Raw genomic sequence first — 15945 nt, 5'->3', positions numbered from 1 at the left:
AGGTTTAAATCTATTGCCAAGCCGTGGCGACCAGTAGATAACCTCGTCCCCAAATTGTTTTTATTTTTTCGGGATGTTGAGGATCATCACTGAATTTTTTCCGCAATGATGAAATAAGCACATCAACGCTACGGTCCAAACCGTCGTATTCTCGCCCTTTTGTTGCTTTGAAAACGGCGTCTCTTGAAACAACTTGGCCTGCATTACTCGCAAGGTAGTGCAGTAATAAATATTCGGCACTTGATATATGAACTTCTTCATCATTAAAGTAAACCGTGCGAGAATCGGTATGAATCGCTAACTTGCCTACTGTAATAATACTCGATTCAGTGGCTGAGTCTTGTTTGTCAGACTGAGAACGAAGAGCCGCTTTAATACGGGCGAGTAATGCTCGAGGACGCACTGGTTTCATCATGTAATCACTGGCACCCACTTCTAGACCAATAACCTCATCCATTTCATCATCTCGGGCGGTCAGCATAATAATGGGGGCATGATAAAACTGCCTTAAGTCGCGACAAACGCTGATGCCATCTTGCCCTGGTAGCATAATATCCAGTAATACGAGGTCGGGCGGTGAGGTGCGAACTTGTTCAACAACGAGATCGCCACGCTGGCAAAGTGTGGTATTGTAACCTTGCTCTGTTAAGTATTCGGCTACCCAATTCGCCAAAGAAATATCATCTTCAACGAGTAAAATTGTTCCGTAATGCTCCATTATCTACTCCTAATAGTTATACCAATCCGCAAAAATACTTAATCATTTTGAGTGATCAAATCAGTCGCTACCTGCGTTAAAAATTTCTGATTTAGAACAACTAAATAACTAAATTTTTGCCTTGTTATCAACGCGGTTTTATTGCCTCAAAATAGACCACTTAATTAAGTGGAATGGTATTAGAACAGTCGCCAACGACGTTTTTTCTGACGGTTTTTATATACCCACTGTAACTGTATTTCAGTAGAGGCGACAATTTTTCCATTATCACTATTAATCAACTCAAATCCGACCGTTTCTGTAGAGTCAAACTCATACCTAAAAAGCCCTTTGTGCTGCATAAGCCAGCATTGAATAATATGTTTGCTGTCGGAATTACGTAAACAGTAGTTTCCTATTTGCTGCTGTCGCCAAGAAACCTCAACATCAGCGTAACAATTTCGTCCTTCACGCAGTGCCACACAGGTATCAGGTATTGCAACAAGAGTATTGCTATCGGCTGTCTGTTCTTGTGCATTGACGGGTGCAATGGGTAAGGCGAACAAAAAGTAGTATTTAAAAAACATAGCGCAGGCCTACCTTGGCTTTATGCTGATACTCTTGCGATATAATGGGGCTTTGATGAATGTCATTTGAAAACCAAGTTGATAACCAACCCGTTAAAAAGACCCAGTGCTGATTAAGCGGGTATTCCGCATGAAACTCAAAAATGAGACTGTATGATGTATCTGGGATATACAGAGGTCTGTCAGCGCGTGATTCGGGCTGCGAAATCCCAAAATAGTAATTGGTAAAGTCACTTGAGTAGGCACTTAGGCCAACACCTGAACGAAATTCCCAGTTTCGCCATGGAATGATCTGACTAAAAAATGAATTCATTACCCAGCCATTATGAGTGCCAGATACATCGTGTAAATATTCAAAAGAAATGTGTGAATTTTCAAAGCGGCGGGACAGGCGAAGACCAACATCAAAATCATAATTACGGCGTTTTATTCCCTCAAGTTCCGCGATAACATCGTCGCCGTAAAACGTTAAACCTGTTTCGTCAAACCCTGATTGAACATTCGTCCCGACAATATCAAGACCCCACTCAAATTTATCTATAATGCTGTAGCCAAGAGAAAGGCCACCACTTAATTGGCTTTGGTCGTAATCGAGGTAAAATTTCTCGTAAGAGACAGCAAGATGGATATCGGGCTCAAATCCATCATTATAGGAGTCCATGCCAACAAGGTATGAATCTTCAGCATAATACCCTGCACCAATTCCCCAATCCCAGGCAAAACCTTGGCTTGGTTCGAGTGTATTGTCGGCGTAATAACGATTACTTGCTTGGCTCGACGTGCTAAAAATGCATAAGTAGATAAATAAAAGGGCGCTACAGGCTCGCAAGTTTGTCATCCTTGTTACTAATAAAAATAAGCTCGTACTAGGATATAGTATATTGTTAATGAGTTCCCGAAATCTGTAAAAAAATGTAGGGGTGTAATCAGGTGTGTTAAAAAGTGTGGCTTAAATTAAACGCTGCTTTCCTTGAGGGTAGTAGGTAAGAAAAGCAGCCACATTAACAGTGTGAGCGTTTATAGATGACTCATTGGACTTTAATTTTGTCGATTAAAATACTGGTGAGGTAGTATTGCATCATCGGTGTCAGCGCGCTTATCTCTGTACGATTACACGGGCCTTGTTCTTTCGTTAGAGCTGTCATACGTGAAATAGTTTGATAAGCAGGTATCTCAATGTTTTTGTTAATGCGCTCAAGACGAGCTTGCTCAGTATTTTGCTCATGAATGAAACTGGCAACTTCGAGTTCATTTTTAATCATTTGCTGCTGTTCAAAGCTGTAAATAAGTGGCTCGCGGTGAAAGCTTGCGCTATCGATAGACGATTTTGCAAACCAAACTACATCACCGGTTTTTTTATGTGTTAAACGCATACTCACTTGTCCAAGCATTGTTGCACACTGCTTAGTTGGGAACTGAGCCGCGATATCATCAAATAAAGGAAATGGTTTTTGTGGTTTTACGAGTGTGTACTCAGTGTCAGCAACCAACTCTAAATCTAATTGATGGATTGAGAGCGTGTAATCCGCTTGACCTTCATCAACAACCTTTAATTGTTTTGCCACTAACGATTCAGAAATTTGTGAATAAAGCGTATCTGTCACGCTCGTTTTGTCGGCAACAATCGTCACTGTTTGATTTTTACTGACAGTATGAGCCGGTAACTGTACAGACTTAACTTTAGGTGCTGCATGGTCTGTTTCATACTTTATTTGATAACGTTGGCTTTGTAGCAATGGCTTTTCTGGCATTACTAACAACGGAGCTGGTTCTGGTCTTAGGGCACAACCGGCTGAAATTAAAGTAAAAAGCAAAACGACAAGTAAGCGCATAAAAATAAGTCTACCCATGAAAAAAGTTAAGATTGTGCGCATTGTACGTTAGTCGAAGCAAAAGTTCATGATATTATGTTATGAGAAACTTCCGAAACAGATTAAAAAAATAAATAATGAAGTACTCAGCACCTATTATCATTTGTCTATTTTCATTTCTTTTACTGCTCTCTTTTAGCAGTCAGGCTGCAGGTAGCGGTTCACAATGGCAGACATTTTTAGACGATTACAATACGTACTTATCTCGAAAATTAAGAAGTAAAGGTATTCCAGGTGGAGCGCTTTCAATTGTCAAAGTCGGAGAAGATGATTTTGTGCGGGGGATAGGCCGCACAAAAATAGACAATGGCCGAAAGGTTGATAAACACACGCGTTTTCGTTTGGCATCCGTATCAAAAACTTTTGCAGGGTCATTAACCTCAAAACTTGCTGCGCAGGGGGAGTTTAATATCGATGATCCTCTGAGTAAGTTTATTCCTGAGTTTTCCAATACCGTTTATAAAGATGATTTAAAAATTTACCATATTTTAAGTCATTCAAGCGGCTTAGTGCCTAATGCGTATGATAATCTGATTGAATCGCGAATGAGTTACCCTGATATCGTCGAGCAATTGCTGAGCGTGCAACCAATATGTAAGCCGGGTGAATGTTACGGTTATCAAAATGTGATGTTTAGCTTAATTGACTCGGTGATTTTAAAGTCGACTCAAATGGACTACACGCATTGGATTTCTGAATATATCTTTGCCCCCCTTAAAATGGTCGATGCGAGTGTGGGTTATGATGGCATGGTCCGCGACGATAATTTTGCTCACCCTCATGTTCGTGGCCGAAAACGGTGGTATACATCTCGGTTAAAGAAAAATTACTACAAGGTTGCAGCTGCCGCAGGGGTTAATGCCAGCGCAAACGATATGGCTATTTGGCTTAACGCGCAGCTAGGTCAATACCCCGAAGTATTGCCTTTAGATGCACTAATCAAACAAACCCGACCGTATACACATACCAAAAAAGAGACGCGTCGAAGAGTGTGGCGCAGTCATGTTAAAGATGCATATTACGGGCTTGGATGGCGGGTATACAACTATGATGATGAAGTACTTTATTATCATAGTGGCTGGGTGCAAGGTTACCGAAGTGATTTAGTGGTGTTTCCTTATTTAAATATTGGTTTTAGCTTAGTACTCAATGCCGAGACAGGATTGATCAACGAATTAACCACCGAATTTATAAATCGGACGCTTAAGTTCGTTAGAGAAGATAAAACGCTTAAGTAATAAAATTTAGTTACAAAAAAGCCAGCTCTGCGCTGGCTTTTAGTTTATTGCATGACTTTGTTGCAAAATTAGCCGCGAGGAAGCTGAATTTTTTTCTCTTCGCTTTGGCGATAAAGCACAATTGTATGACCAATTGTTTGTAATTTTTCTGCGCCGGTCTCGCGAACAATTGCATCAAAAATCAATGCTTTAGTCTCACGCTCGTCGGTAGGTACTTTTACTTTGATAAGCTCGTGAATATTAAGTGCGCTTTCGATTTCAACTAAAACGCCTTCTGTTAAACCATTTGCACCAAGTAATACAACCGGTTTTAAACTGTGTGCTTGACCTTTTAAAAACTGCTTTTGTTTGTTCGATAATTTCATGATGTTACAAATTTTGCTGAATATGGCTTGAATTAAGGGTATTCTAACGCCATCTAGAGAATATTACTAATTAGTTACGTATTAATTTTATGGCAAACAAAAAACATTCAGCCAGTTCTAAGCGTTGGTTGAAGGAACATTTCGACGATCCTTATGTTCACGAAGCGCAAAAGAAAGGTTGGCGTTCTCGTGCGGTATTCAAATTAGACGAAATTCAAAATAAAGATAAATTAATTAAACCGGCTATGACAGTGGTTGACTTAGGGGCCGCACCCGGCAGCTGGTCTCAGTATTTAGCTGAAAAAGTAGGTGATAAAGGGCAGGTTATTGCCTGTGATATCTTACCGATGGATTCTTTAGCCGGTGTTGATTTTTTGCAAGGTGACTTCCGTGAAGAAGCTGTGCTTGATGCACTATTAACACGTATTGACGGTAAAAATGTTGATGTCGTTTTTTCTGATATGGCACCGAATATGAGTGGCAATACATCAGTTGATCAAGCTGGTAGTATGTATCTTGTCGAACTTGCGCTCGACATGTGTCATCAAGTTTTGAAGAAAAATGGCGCTTTTTGTGTCAAAGTATTCCAAGGAGAAGGATTTGATCAATACTTACAGGACGTACGTAATAGCTTTAAGGCGGTAAAAATTAGAAAGCCCGATGCTTCGCGTGCCCGTTCTCGGGAAGTTTATATAGTGGCGACAGGCTACAAACTGTAGTACAGTTGTGCTGCGTTAAGTTGAATTTAAATTAATTGGATACAAGAGGTTAACCCCTTGAGCGATATGGCGAAAAATCTAATACTCTGGCTGGTCATTGCAGTTGTGCTAATGTCAGTGTTTCAGAGCTTTAATGGTGGTGATCAAGCAGATCGCCAAACAAGTTACACTCAATTTGTTAGTGACGCACGTAGCGGCGCTATTCAAGAGGTCTCTATTGAAAGCACAACCGGCACCATTACAGGTACCAAAACAAATGGTGAGCGCTTTCAAACTATCATGCCAATGTATGATAAAGACATTTTGAATGATTTATTGAAAAGCAATGTAAATGTTAAAGGTGTTAAGCCTGAAGAGCAGTCTTTCCTCGCCAGCATTTTAATCTCTTGGTTCCCAATGTTACTGCTTATTGGTGTGTGGATTTTCTTCATGCGTCAAATGCAAGGCGGTGGCGGCAAAGGGGCGATGTCTTTCGGTAAGAGCAAAGCCCGCCTAATGAGCGAAGATCAAGTTAAAACAACGTTTGCTGATGTTGCCGGGTGTGATGAAGCGAAAGAAGATGTCACAGAGTTAGTGGACTTCTTACGTGATCCATCAAAATTCCAAAAGCTGGGTGGTAGTATCCCTAAAGGCGTACTTATGGTAGGTCCTCCGGGTACGGGTAAAACTCTTTTAGCGAAAGCGGTTGCTGGTGAAGCAAAAGTACCATTTTTTACAATTTCAGGTTCTGATTTCGTAGAAATGTTTGTTGGTGTGGGTGCATCACGTGTCCGTGACATGTTCGAACAAGCGAAAAAAGCAGCCCCGTGTATCATCTTTATCGACGAAATTGATGCGGTAGGTCGTAAACGTGGTGCAGGCATGGGGGGCGGTCACGATGAACGTGAGCAAACTCTAAACCAAATGCTAGTAGAAATGGACGGCTTTGAAGGTAATGAAGGTATTATCGTTATTGCAGCGACAAACCGCCCAGATGTACTTGACCCCGCGTTATTACGTCCGGGTCGTTTTGACCGCCAAGTTGTAGTTGGTTTACCTGATATTCGTGGTCGTGAGCAAATCTTGAAAGTGCACATGCGTAAAGTGCCATTAGGCGATAACGTTGAGGCCGCTGTGATTGCACGGGGTACACCTGGTTTCTCAGGTGCTGACCTTGCAAACTTGGTAAATGAAGCGGCGCTATATGCAGCGCGCGGCAACAAGCGTGTTGTTAGCATGGCTGAGTTTGATGCAGCAAAAGATAAAATCATGATGGGCGCAGAGCGTAAGACCATGGTGATGAGCGAACAAGAAAAAGAGATGACCGCTTATCATGAAGCAGGTCACGCGATTGTGGGCCGTATGGTGCCAGAACACGACCCTGTTTATAAGGTGTCTATTATTCCACGTGGTCGTGCACTAGGTGTTACGATGTACTTGCCTGAACAAGACCGTGTGAGTCACTCTAAAGAGTTACTAGAGTCAATGATTTCTAGTCTTTACGGTGGTCGTATTGCAGAAGCTCTGATTTATGGTGAAGACAAAGTAACCACAGGGGCAAGTAACGATATTGAGCGCGCGACAGAAATCGCACGTAAAATGGTTACTCAATGGGGCTTAAGCGAAAAGTTAGGTCCACTGCTGTATGCTGAAGATCAAAACGAGATGTACATGGGTGGCGGTGGAAGCCGTGCCATGAGCATGTCAGATGAAACAGCAAAAGTTATCGATAGCGAAATTCGTTTGTTCTCAGATCGTAATTACCAACGTGCTGAGCAAATCTTAAAAGACAATATTGATATCTTACACGCGATGAAAGATGCATTAATGAAGTACGAAACAATTGATGCGGGTCAGATTGACGATTTAATGGCTCGTCAGCCAGTGCGTGAACCGCGTGATATGCATGACCGTCGTCCAGATGATAAAAAACCAGCTGCCAAGGCTGAACCTGTTGCTGAAGAGTCAAAATCGGATGATTCAGTAAAAAAGGATGAAACAAACCTTGATGACAAAGCTGAATAATCGTTAAAATACGTTTAGCAAAAGCCCCGCTTGCCGGGGCTTTTTTGTAGCGACATAAAAAATCGTTTAGGTGCAGCACCTAAACATTCGCCATGGAAGCAGTATAGGTGATAGATGACCACTGTTAGTTTACCTCGAGGCCGCACTTTACACCTCGATAGCCCTGTTGTGATGGGGATCTTAAATGTCACTCCTGACTCTTTTTCAGACGGCGGCAATTATTGCCAACTAGACAGCGCTGTCAAACAAGCTCATACACTCTTAGAACAAGGCGCAAAAATCATTGATATTGGCGGTGAATCGACACGCCCTGGTGCCCCTGACGTTTCATTGGAAGATGAGCTTGACCGTGTTATCCCTCTGGTTAAAGCGCTCAGAAAAACAAGCGACTGTATAATTTCAATTGATACCAGCAAAAGTGAGGTCATGCGTCAGGCTATTTTAGCGGGTGCAGATATCATTAATGATGTTAGGGCATTACAAGAGCCCGGTGCTATTGAAGTATTATCTGCATACCCTGACGTTGCAATTTGCTTGATGCATATGCAAGGACAACCTCGCACGATGCAAAGTAATCCACAGTATGAGGATTTATTTGCAGATATTAATGACTTTTTTTCCGAGCGTATCGAAGCATGTGAGCAAGCGGGGATTCAGCAACAACGTATTATTTTAGATCCCGGTTTCGGTTTTGGGAAAACGCTCGCGCATAACTACGAAATTCTTGATAGGTTTGACGAGTTTAATCAATTCAATTTACCGGTCCTTGCGGGTTTATCACGCAAATCCATGATTGGTAATTTATTAAATAAAAGCACGGATGAGCGTTTAGCTGGCAGTTTAGCAGGTGCTTTAATTGCTGCCCAAAATGGGGCAAAAATCATTCGTGTGCATGACGTTTCAGAAACTTTAGATGTGTTGACCGTATGGCAAGCATGTAAGAAAGGAATTATAAATGAGTAAAACAAGAAAATATTTTGGCACGGATGGCGTTCGTGGCATGGTGGGCGAATACCCTATTACTCCAGAGTTTGCATTAAAACTTGGTTGGGCAGCTGGACGCGTATTATCAAAAATTGGTACCAAGAAGGTTATTATTGGTAAAGACACGCGTATCTCTGGGTATATGTTAGAAACTTCACTGGAAGCAGGTCTTATTGCTGCAGGCATTGATGTTGTCCTACTTGGCCCTATGCCGACCCCAGCGGTTGCTTATTTAACGCAAACTTTCCGTGCTGAAGCTGGCATCGTTATTAGTGCATCACATAACCCTTATCATGATAATGGGATTAAATTTTTCTCTAGTCGTGGTTTGAAGCTAGCGGATGAAGTTGAGCTTGAAATTGAAGCCATGATGGAAGAGCCAATGACTTGCGTAGCTTCAGATAAATTAGGTAAAGCACGTCGTTTAGAAACGGCTGATGGCCGTTATATTGAGTTTTGTAAAAGCCAATTCCCTCAAGGTTTATCATTAGAGGGTCTAAAAATCGTATTAGATTGTGCTAATGGCGCAACTTATCATATAGCCCCGTCTGTTATGCGTGAGCTTGGTGCAGAAGTCATTTGTCATGCGTGTGAACCAAATGGTGTCAACATTAACCTTGAATGCGGTGCAACTCACGTTGAAACACTCAAGCGCAAAGTACTTGAGCATGATGCCGATGTTGGTATTGCGTACGACGGTGATGGTGACCGTGTGATGATGGTTGACCACAACGGACGTGTCTTCGATGGTGATGACATTGTTTATATTATTGCATGCCAAGCCGCAAACGACGATATGTTGGGTGGGGGTGTTGTTGGCACTGTTATGTCGAACATGGGGCTTGAAAATGCATTAAAAGCGCGTGGTATTGATTTTGCTCGCAGTAAAGTTGGCGATCGTTATGTCATGGAGCTTTTGCAAGAGAAAGGATGGAAAATCGGAGGCGAAAGCTCAGGCCATGTATTGAATCTTGATTTAATTAGTACTGGTGACGGTATTATTTCGAGTTTGCAGGTGTTAGCTGCCATGGTTGCACAGAATAAAACACTGCAAGACTTAGGTGCTGGCTTTACAAAATACCCGATGAAAATGATCAATGTTCGTTACCCTCAAGGTACGGATCCAACGCAAGCACAAGCTGTTATCGATATTGTGGCACAAATCGAAGAAAAATTAGGTGATACAGGGCGTGTTCTACTTCGCAAATCGGGGACAGAACCTGTTGTTCGCGTAATGGTAGAGGCTGATCAAGAGAAAACAGTACTAGACAGCGCACAAAAAATTGCTGAAATTGTCGAATCTGTGAGCAAACAAACCGAGGGATAACAATAACCTCTTGTAACTTTGGGCAAGTCGAGTTAGTATCTTGCCCGCTTTCTAATGTGGAGTGGAAATATGGCAACACGTAAGCCAATGGTAGCAGGCAATTGGAAAATGAACGGTTCGTTAGAACTTGTTGAACAATTAGCAAACGCTATCAAAAATGTTCAGTCTGATGAACTTGATATTGTGGTGTTTCCACCATTCCCGTTGATAAGTTCGCTGCAACAACAAAATGTTGTTGTCGGTTCGCAAACGGTCTCAGAAAACCAAGCGGGTGCGTTTACGGGTGAAGTAGATGCTCAGCTGATTAAAGACTTAGGCGCAACGTATACCTTAGTAGGGCATTCAGAGCGTCGCAGTATTTATGGTGAATCTGATGCGGTAGTTGCGGATAAATTTGCTCGCGCTCAACACGTTGGTTTAACACCTATCTTATGTGTTGGCGAAAGCGAAGAACAACGTGAAGCGAATGAAACCGAATTAGTGGTTGCAGCACAAATTGATGCTGTAATTAACAAATTAGGTGTAGCAGCACTGAAGAATTCTGTGGTAGCATACGAGCCCGTTTGGGCCATTGGCACAGGTAAGACTGCTTCTCCTGAGCAAGCGCAAGCTGTACATAAATTTATCCGTGAGAAAATTGCTTCTGCGGATAGTGATTTAGCTGAACAGCTAACCATCTTATATGGTGGTAGCGTGAATGAAAAAAATAGCGAATTATTATTTGCACAACCAGATATAGATGGCGGCCTAATAGGCGGCGCAAGTCTAAAAGCAGAATCATTTACTGCTATTTGTGAAAGTGCAAAAGGGACCGTATAAGATGTACGAAATTTTATTAGTAGTTTATTTAATTGTTGCTTTAGCGCTTGTTGGTATGGTTTTAATCCAGCAAGGTAAAGGTGCTGATATGGGTTCATCATTTGGAGCAGGTGCGTCTGCTACAGTGTTTGGTTCATCAGGTGCAGGCAACTTCATGACAAAAACAACAACAATTCTTGCAACGATCTTCTTCGTGTTAAGTATTGTTTTAGGTAACCTGACTGCCGGTCAAATTAAAAAGACGGACGAGTGGGAAAACCTAGAGGCTGCGCCAGCTGTTGAAACTGTTACTCCAGCACAAACTGATGTGCCAGTGACAGAAGAGAAAAGCTCTGACGTACCAAATTAATTAGCGTTGCTAATTATTGTTAAGCGATTTATCTCCTCAGTAAATCAAACAGCTTAACATCATACAGAATTGTATGCGGATGTGGTGGAATTGGTAGACACGCCATCTTGAGGGGGTGGTGGCTTCGGCCGTGGGGGTTCAAGTCCCCCCATCCGCACCAAATTTAAAAAGCCGTGACCTAAAAGTCACGGCTTTTTTCGTTTCGGTATGTTTTTGCACTTTTTTGGTGCTGTTCGCCCTCTGTTAATACTCTACCTCATTGATTTGTAAGATATATATAACTTGGTTCTCTCCTTGCTTGTTATCTTGTGTGTGTTCATCAGAGGATGCCATTATGGCAAGAATGAGTTATTTAAGCGCAATAGAACGATATGAAGAATACCAAGGGCTGATTCAAAATTTATTGCTTTCAATTCTGGCAAGTGTGCATACAGCGCTTGCTCAAAAAAAAGATGTTCAACCCCTCATTAAACAGTATCCCTTTTTAGAGTTGCAGTATTGTTTAGATAAGCAGGGAATTCAGCTAGGTAATAATGTGTGCTTTAAACCCCAGTATAAGAAAGACTTAGCTAATAGAGGGGCAGGGCAAGATTTAAGCGCTCGACCCTACTTTACAGCGATATCAAACTCGACAGAGGCACATTTCACCTCACCTTATGTATCAACGGCCACGAGGCATTTATGTATTTCGGTTATAAAGTCTGTTCAATTCAAAGAAGGCGCTCCGTGTTACGTCGTTATTGATGTGTGCCTCACCGAACTTATCGAGTTCATCATGGGGGATACGAAACGAGCGAATATGACGGCTTACTTTAAAGTAGGGTATGGGCTTATTGTCGCTTGCTTATTTTGCTTGGTATTTTATTTATTATTTAAAGTATTCGAGGGCATGTTTTCTTTGGTTACGAGCGAGCAGGCACATTCAGATCCTCTAAAGCCCTTTACTATTATTATCTTTGTTACCTTAGCCCTTGCTATTTTCGACCTAGGAAAAACGATTTTAGAAGAAGAGATTTTAATGCACAAAGATATCTTTCGTCACAGTTCAACACGTCGCACTATTACCCGTTTTATCTCAACCATTCTTATTGCAGTGTCAATAGAGGCGTTACTTACGATGTTTAAAGCCGCTTTGGGTCAAACAGAATATGTGATGCCTGCGGTATTGATGATGTTTGCGGTGGTGGGTTTGTTAATCGCATTGGCTATTTATGTCTATTTAGGTGCGAAAGCCGAAGGCATATTAACCCAAGTTCAGCGTGCCAAAATTAATACCTCTTTACAATAATTAGACGGCGTAAAAACACATAACTTAAAGCAATACCGTCACAGGGCGCATGAGCCCTATGACGGTCGTTTTTATAACGAACCACCTACACCAATGCTTGGGTTAACATAAACAGGGCCCACTTTAAATGGGGCGTTTACATTAAGGCTTGCATAAGGTGAACATGCATTTAATAGAATAGCTGCTGCGACTACTGTGATGACTTTAATTAAACGCTTTTTCATTTTATTTCCTCTTGAATGACCAGACCTGCACCCGCTGGGTCTCTAATAATAGCAACACTTCCTTTGCGAACGGTTTCATTTGGTGCCATTAATATAACCCCGCCTGCAGCCGTTACTTTAAGTAATGTTGCATCAACATCGGCGACTTTAATGTAGTTAACCCATGTGTTACCGATTTCAGCATCGGGCTTTTTAACAAAGCCAATGGCGGGTTTATCCTCGACAGCGAGGTAGCTGTAATTGAGCTGTTGCAGTGATTTTTCCTTAGAAGAGTAATTGCCGAGGCGTTGGTAAAAAGCTTTGCTTTGTATTGGGTCATCACTCCATACTTCTTGCCAAATCCACCCATTGTCATGTGTGCTCACTGTGGGGTCGCCGTTCACAGTATTAATTAATGAAAATACAGCGCCTCGAGGGTCTTCTAATACGGCAATTGTGCCTCGTCCTTTGATTTCAGTGCTTTTTACTAATACTTTACCGCCTGCAGCAAGTGTTTTATTCGTGGCATCAGTAATATCTTGGCTACTGATAAGGCTTAACCAGAGGCTTGCATTTTGTGTGTTATCTAACTGTGCCATGCCTGCAATTAATTTACCGTCAAGTTTGGCGAAAGTGTAGCTGTCATTTACCTGTTCAAATTGCCAGCCGAACACATTGCCATAAAAAGCTTTAGACTCCGCTAAATTTGGCGTAATCAAGTCATGCCACACCACATGGCCCGTGTTTTTTGTACCAGAGTCACTAATAGCGGGGAGTTCATTGGAGGTAAGTTGGCAGCCCGTGAGGGACACCGTCGATACAGCAACAATAATCGCAGCGCGTAATGGGGATAGTAATTTCAAAGTATGCTCCTTGCAAAATAGGGTCAAGTAACAGCATAGACTATTTTTTGTTTATTATTCAATCAAAAGCAGTGCACTTTAATATTTTCTAAAGGAACTATGATAATGCGCATAGCGTGGTGATTATTTAGACGGAAAGTGGGTTACTCTTTGAATTTCTGCAATTATTTTTCTTTAAAAATTGGGTTTGTGTGAAAAAGTTATCCAATTTGTCATGCATATTATGCGTTTAGTTTATAAAAAATAATAAAATATAAAATAATTATACGTATTTTCACAAAATTGACATATAATGTCCCTCCAGAGGAAAGATGCTTATACCTAAGCGTCTTTTTTTATGCCTGCGATTTACAGGTAAAAATACACACACGGTATCCTTTGGAGTTTTAATTGAAATTACGTCATTTCTCACAATTAAGTGTGGCTGTTGTAGCTGCCTTATCTTCATCAGCTTTCGCTGAGCAAGAAAAAACCACTGCGAAACAAGATGCATTCGAAAAAATAGAAGTCACAGCTCGCAAACGCACAGAAAGTATTTTTGAGTCGCCAACAGCGGTTACTTCAATCGGTGAAAACCTGATTGATAAAGCCAATATGAGCAACTTAGAAGATATTGGTAAATACGTGCCTAATTTAAATATTACCCGTTATGGTGTGGGTAATGCAGCGCATGCCTCTGTGTTTATTCGCGGTATTGGTTTACAAGATCACGTGATCACCACAGATCCTGGTGTAGGCGTATACTTAGATGGTATCTACCTTGGGCGTCAAATGGGCTCAAACTTATCACTCCCGAATGTAGAGCGTGTTGAGGTGTTGCGAGGCCCACAAGGTACTTTATATGGCCGTAATACACTTGGTGGTGCAGTTAACATTATTACTAAACAACCTGGTGACGAAGGGATTGTAACCACAACGGCTAAAGTTGGAAGTCGCAATCGTTTAGCGGGTGATGTTTATTTTAATAACAGCCTTACAGACACTGTCAGCATGTCGGCCAGTGTGTCGTACAAACAACGTGATGGAGTCGGTGAGGCAATTAACCTTGTTAATCCAGCAAACGAAATTGGTGAAGAGCAAGAGCTAAGTGGTCGTATGGCGTTGAAATGGCAAGCTAACAGCGACTTATCTTTTGTTTTCTCTGTTGATGGCGTCGACAACGAATCAGGTCAATCACCTTACACAATCGAGTTAACGGCACCGTTGGACGCAAATGATCCATTTAATGGTGATTTTCCACTTTTAACAGAAGACATGCTACCAAGTAATCCAGATGATTTAGCAACGACTGTCGCAGGAATCGAATCAACGGCTTACTCAGGCTGGGGGACATCATTATCAGCTCATTGGGACATTAATAATACTTACACGACTAAATTTATCACCAGTTACCGCAGCTCAGAATATGAAGGCGGCCTTGATGATGATGCCGTGGCACTTAATTTATCTGAATTCCCAGAAGAGGGTGGTGCCGATCAGTATTCTTTCGAAATCCAGTTAAACGGTAGCTACGATAATATGGATTTTGTGTCTGGTTTGTATTTCTTTAATGAAGATGGATTTACAAGCTCAGGGCCTTTTGTATTTAGCCCATTCAACACGCCAGACGGATTATTGAATGATGGTACAACGGCTTCATTTGGTAATTATGGTTATTTTGATATTAACCAAGAAACAAATTCATACGCAGCGTATATCAACGCAAGTTACGATTTAAGTGACGACTTAACAGTAGGCGGTGGTCTTCGTTATTCAAAAGACAAAAAAGAAGCCGATGCACAATTTCCAAGCTTTGCAACGCGTAAATACGTAAGTGCTGACTTTGATGCGGTAACATGGGACGTAAACGCGTCTTACCAGCTCAGCAATAACATGAACCTGTATGGGCAAATTCAAAAAGGCTATCAAACAGGTGGCTTTCCGCCACGTCCATTTGGTGGTCCTGATCAATTTGTCTCATTTGATGAAACAAAAGCGATTAACTATGAGCTAGGCCTTAAAGGTCAAGTGCATGAAGATATTTCTATGATGCTTGCTGTTTTTGTCACAGATTATACCGATTTAGCACTGCCATTCTCTGATCCAACAGCTGGGGGTGGTTTTGTAACGATTGTTGAAAATGCTGGCGAGTCAAAAGCACAAGGTATCGAGCTTGAAACAACGATAGCATTTACGGATGACTTTACACTGCGTAGTGCGATTGGCTACTTAGATTCAGAGATCACCGAGGTTGACGAAGGAGTGCAAGGCATTGGTAAAGGTGACTCACCTGCATTAACTCCGCGCTGGACTGTTATGCTTGCCCCATCGTACTTTGTTGACTTAAGCAACGGTGGTACGGTGGCGATTAACGCAAACTATTCGTACCGCAGTGACATGCAAGGCCAATCAGTTTACAACCAAAGTGAACATATTGAATCGCGTGAACTTGTTGGGTTTAACATTTCTTATTTAAACCCTAATGGCGACTTTGAAGTGACGCTATACGGTGAAAACGTATTGAATGAAGTTTACGATGTTGGTCGTTTACAGCAGTCAGGTTTTGTTGGTGTTATGCGCAGTAATGACCGCAGTGAATTTGGCTTAAAGTTCAAAAAAGAATTTGAGCTTTAATCGCAAGGTGAATGAAAA

At 41.7% G+C, this 15945-nt stretch carries 16 protein-coding genes and 1 tRNA gene; 10 read left to right on the top strand and 7 right to left on the bottom strand.

Annotated features, from left to right (window positions below; translation table 11 throughout):
* Positions 1-10: 10 nt before the first annotated feature.
* The 4 genes from D0907_RS10795 to D0907_RS10780 all read right to left on the bottom strand — a co-directional run bounded on the left by D0907_RS10795 (position 11) and on the right by D0907_RS10780 (position 3116).
* Positions 11-718 carry a response regulator gene (locus D0907_RS10795; RefSeq protein ID WP_036967204.1) on the bottom strand — a complete coding sequence of 236 codons (708 nt, stop codon included), beginning with the start codon at positions 716-718 and terminating at the stop codon, positions 11-13.
* 179 nt (positions 719-897) lie between these two features.
* Positions 898-1284, bottom strand: coding sequence for a DUF3019 domain-containing protein (locus D0907_RS10790; RefSeq protein ID WP_036967206.1), 387 nt, complete (start codon positions 1282-1284; stop codon positions 898-900).
* A complete protein-coding gene (locus tag D0907_RS10785; RefSeq protein ID WP_036967207.1) occupies positions 1274-2122 on the bottom strand; it encodes a MipA/OmpV family protein in 849 nt (282 codons plus the stop codon). The genes D0907_RS10790 and D0907_RS10785 overlap by 11 nt, the downstream gene beginning before the upstream one ends.
* Positions 2123-2312: 190 nt before the next feature.
* Positions 2313-3116, bottom strand: a complete 804-nt coding sequence (locus tag D0907_RS10780; protein WP_036967210.1) for a hypothetical protein — start codon at positions 3114-3116, stop codon at positions 2313-2315.
* 116 nt (positions 3117-3232) lie between these two features.
* Between D0907_RS10780 and D0907_RS10775 the strand changes: the two genes are divergently transcribed.
* Positions 3233-4393 (top strand): serine hydrolase domain-containing protein, encoded by a 1161-nt coding sequence (locus D0907_RS10775; protein ID WP_036967213.1) that lies wholly within the window; start codon positions 3233-3235, stop codon positions 4391-4393.
* A 68-nt stretch (positions 4394-4461) separates the two neighbouring features.
* Here the strand turns inward: D0907_RS10775 and yhbY are convergent, their stop codons facing one another.
* The gene (gene yhbY / locus D0907_RS10770) at positions 4462-4758 is read right to left on the bottom strand and encodes a ribosome assembly RNA-binding protein YhbY (protein ID WP_036967216.1); all 297 of its coding nucleotides are present in this window, start codon (positions 4756-4758) and stop codon (positions 4462-4464) included.
* Positions 4759-4847: 89 nt separating this feature from the next.
* Between yhbY and rlmE the strand changes: the two genes are divergently transcribed.
* The 8 genes from rlmE (at position 4848) to D0907_RS10730 (ending at position 12248) form a co-directional block, all read left to right on the top strand.
* Positions 4848-5477: a 23S rRNA (uridine(2552)-2'-O)-methyltransferase RlmE gene (rlmE, locus tag D0907_RS10765; RefSeq protein ID WP_036967218.1), complete on the top strand. Its 630-nt coding sequence runs from the start codon at positions 4848-4850 to the stop codon at positions 5475-5477.
* A gap of 66 nt (positions 5478-5543) precedes the next feature.
* Positions 5544-7481, top strand: a complete 1938-nt coding sequence (gene ftsH, locus D0907_RS10760) for an ATP-dependent zinc metalloprotease FtsH (protein WP_118844444.1) — start codon at positions 5544-5546, stop codon at positions 7479-7481.
* Between the two features lie 114 nt (positions 7482-7595).
* The gene (folP, locus tag D0907_RS10755) at positions 7596-8444 is read left to right on the top strand and encodes a dihydropteroate synthase (RefSeq protein WP_118844443.1); all 849 of its coding nucleotides are present in this window, start codon (positions 7596-7598) and stop codon (positions 8442-8444) included.
* The gene (gene glmM, locus D0907_RS10750; protein ID WP_036967223.1) at positions 8437-9792 is read left to right on the top strand and encodes a phosphoglucosamine mutase; all 1356 of its coding nucleotides are present in this window, start codon (positions 8437-8439) and stop codon (positions 9790-9792) included. The genes folP and glmM overlap by 8 nt, the downstream gene beginning before the upstream one ends.
* Before the next feature lie 69 nt (positions 9793-9861).
* Positions 9862-10611 (top strand): triose-phosphate isomerase, encoded by a 750-nt coding sequence (gene tpiA, locus D0907_RS10745; protein ID WP_036967226.1) that lies wholly within the window; start codon positions 9862-9864, stop codon positions 10609-10611.
* Position 10612: 1 nt separating this feature from the next.
* Positions 10613-10960, top strand: coding sequence for a preprotein translocase subunit SecG (gene secG, locus D0907_RS10740; protein ID WP_036967228.1), 348 nt, complete (start codon positions 10613-10615; stop codon positions 10958-10960).
* Positions 10961-11035: 75 nt separating this feature from the next.
* Positions 11036-11120: transfer RNA gene (locus tag D0907_RS10735), tRNA-Leu, on the top strand.
* 174 nt (positions 11121-11294) lie between these two features.
* Positions 11295-12248, top strand: a complete 954-nt coding sequence (locus D0907_RS10730) for a general glycosylation pathway protein (protein ID WP_065978100.1) — start codon at positions 11295-11297, stop codon at positions 12246-12248.
* A gap of 71 nt (positions 12249-12319) precedes the next feature.
* Here D0907_RS10730 and D0907_RS21045 read toward each other — a convergent pair whose 3' ends face one another.
* Positions 12320-12472 carry a hypothetical protein gene (locus D0907_RS21045; RefSeq protein WP_162898041.1) on the bottom strand — a complete coding sequence of 51 codons (153 nt, stop codon included), beginning with the start codon at positions 12470-12472 and terminating at the stop codon, positions 12320-12322.
* Positions 12469-13314 carry a VOC family protein gene (locus D0907_RS10725; protein ID WP_244223123.1) on the bottom strand — a complete coding sequence of 282 codons (846 nt, stop codon included), beginning with the start codon at positions 13312-13314 and terminating at the stop codon, positions 12469-12471. Before D0907_RS10725 ends, D0907_RS21045 begins: the two co-directional genes overlap by 4 nt.
* A 390-nt stretch (positions 13315-13704) precedes the next feature.
* Here D0907_RS10725 and D0907_RS10720 point away from each other — a divergent pair, with 390 nt between their 5' ends.
* A complete protein-coding gene (locus D0907_RS10720; RefSeq protein ID WP_118844441.1) occupies positions 13705-15927 on the top strand; it encodes a TonB-dependent receptor in 2223 nt (740 codons plus the stop codon).
* The last annotated feature ends 18 nt before the right edge of the window (positions 15928-15945 follow it).

The sequence above is a fragment of the Pseudoalteromonas lipolytica genome, from assembly GCF_003515105.1.
Classification (GTDB): Bacteria; Pseudomonadota; Gammaproteobacteria; order Enterobacterales; family Alteromonadaceae; genus Pseudoalteromonas; species Pseudoalteromonas lipolytica.
The sequence above is the reverse complement of the archived record's forward strand: the minus strand, read 5'-3'. Positions and strand labels throughout refer to the sequence as shown.

Bases quoted from the DNA above. Each gene is read 5' to 3' on its own strand.
- D0907_RS10795 (WP_036967204.1), bottom strand. From the start codon at position 718: ATGGAGCATTACGGAACAATTTTACTCGTTGAAGATGATATTTCTTTG.
- D0907_RS10790 (WP_036967206.1), bottom strand. From the start codon at position 1,284: ATGTTTTTTAAATACTACTTTTTGTTCGCCTTACCCATTGCACCCGTC.
- D0907_RS10785 (WP_036967207.1), bottom strand. From the start codon at position 2,122: ATGACAAACTTGCGAGCCTGTAGCGCCCTTTTATTTATCTACTTATGC.
- D0907_RS10780 (WP_036967210.1), bottom strand. From the start codon at position 3,116: ATGCGCTTACTTGTCGTTTTGCTTTTTACTTTAATTTCAGCCGGTTGT.
- D0907_RS10775 (WP_036967213.1), top strand. From the start codon at position 3,233: ATGAAGTACTCAGCACCTATTATCATTTGTCTATTTTCATTTCTTTTA.
- yhbY (WP_036967216.1), bottom strand. From the start codon at position 4,758: ATGAAATTATCGAACAAACAAAAGCAGTTTTTAAAAGGTCAAGCACAC.
- rlmE (WP_036967218.1), top strand. From the start codon at position 4,848: ATGGCAAACAAAAAACATTCAGCCAGTTCTAAGCGTTGGTTGAAGGAA.
- ftsH (WP_118844444.1), top strand. From the start codon at position 5,544: ATGGCGAAAAATCTAATACTCTGGCTGGTCATTGCAGTTGTGCTAATG.
- folP (WP_118844443.1), top strand. From the start codon at position 7,596: ATGACCACTGTTAGTTTACCTCGAGGCCGCACTTTACACCTCGATAGC.
- glmM (WP_036967223.1), top strand. From the start codon at position 8,437: ATGAGTAAAACAAGAAAATATTTTGGCACGGATGGCGTTCGTGGCATG.
- tpiA (WP_036967226.1), top strand. From the start codon at position 9,862: ATGGCAACACGTAAGCCAATGGTAGCAGGCAATTGGAAAATGAACGGT.
- secG (WP_036967228.1), top strand. From the start codon at position 10,613: ATGTACGAAATTTTATTAGTAGTTTATTTAATTGTTGCTTTAGCGCTT.
- D0907_RS10730 (WP_065978100.1), top strand. From the start codon at position 11,295: ATGGCAAGAATGAGTTATTTAAGCGCAATAGAACGATATGAAGAATAC.
- D0907_RS21045 (WP_162898041.1), bottom strand. From the start codon at position 12,472: ATGAAAAAGCGTTTAATTAAAGTCATCACAGTAGTCGCAGCAGCTATT.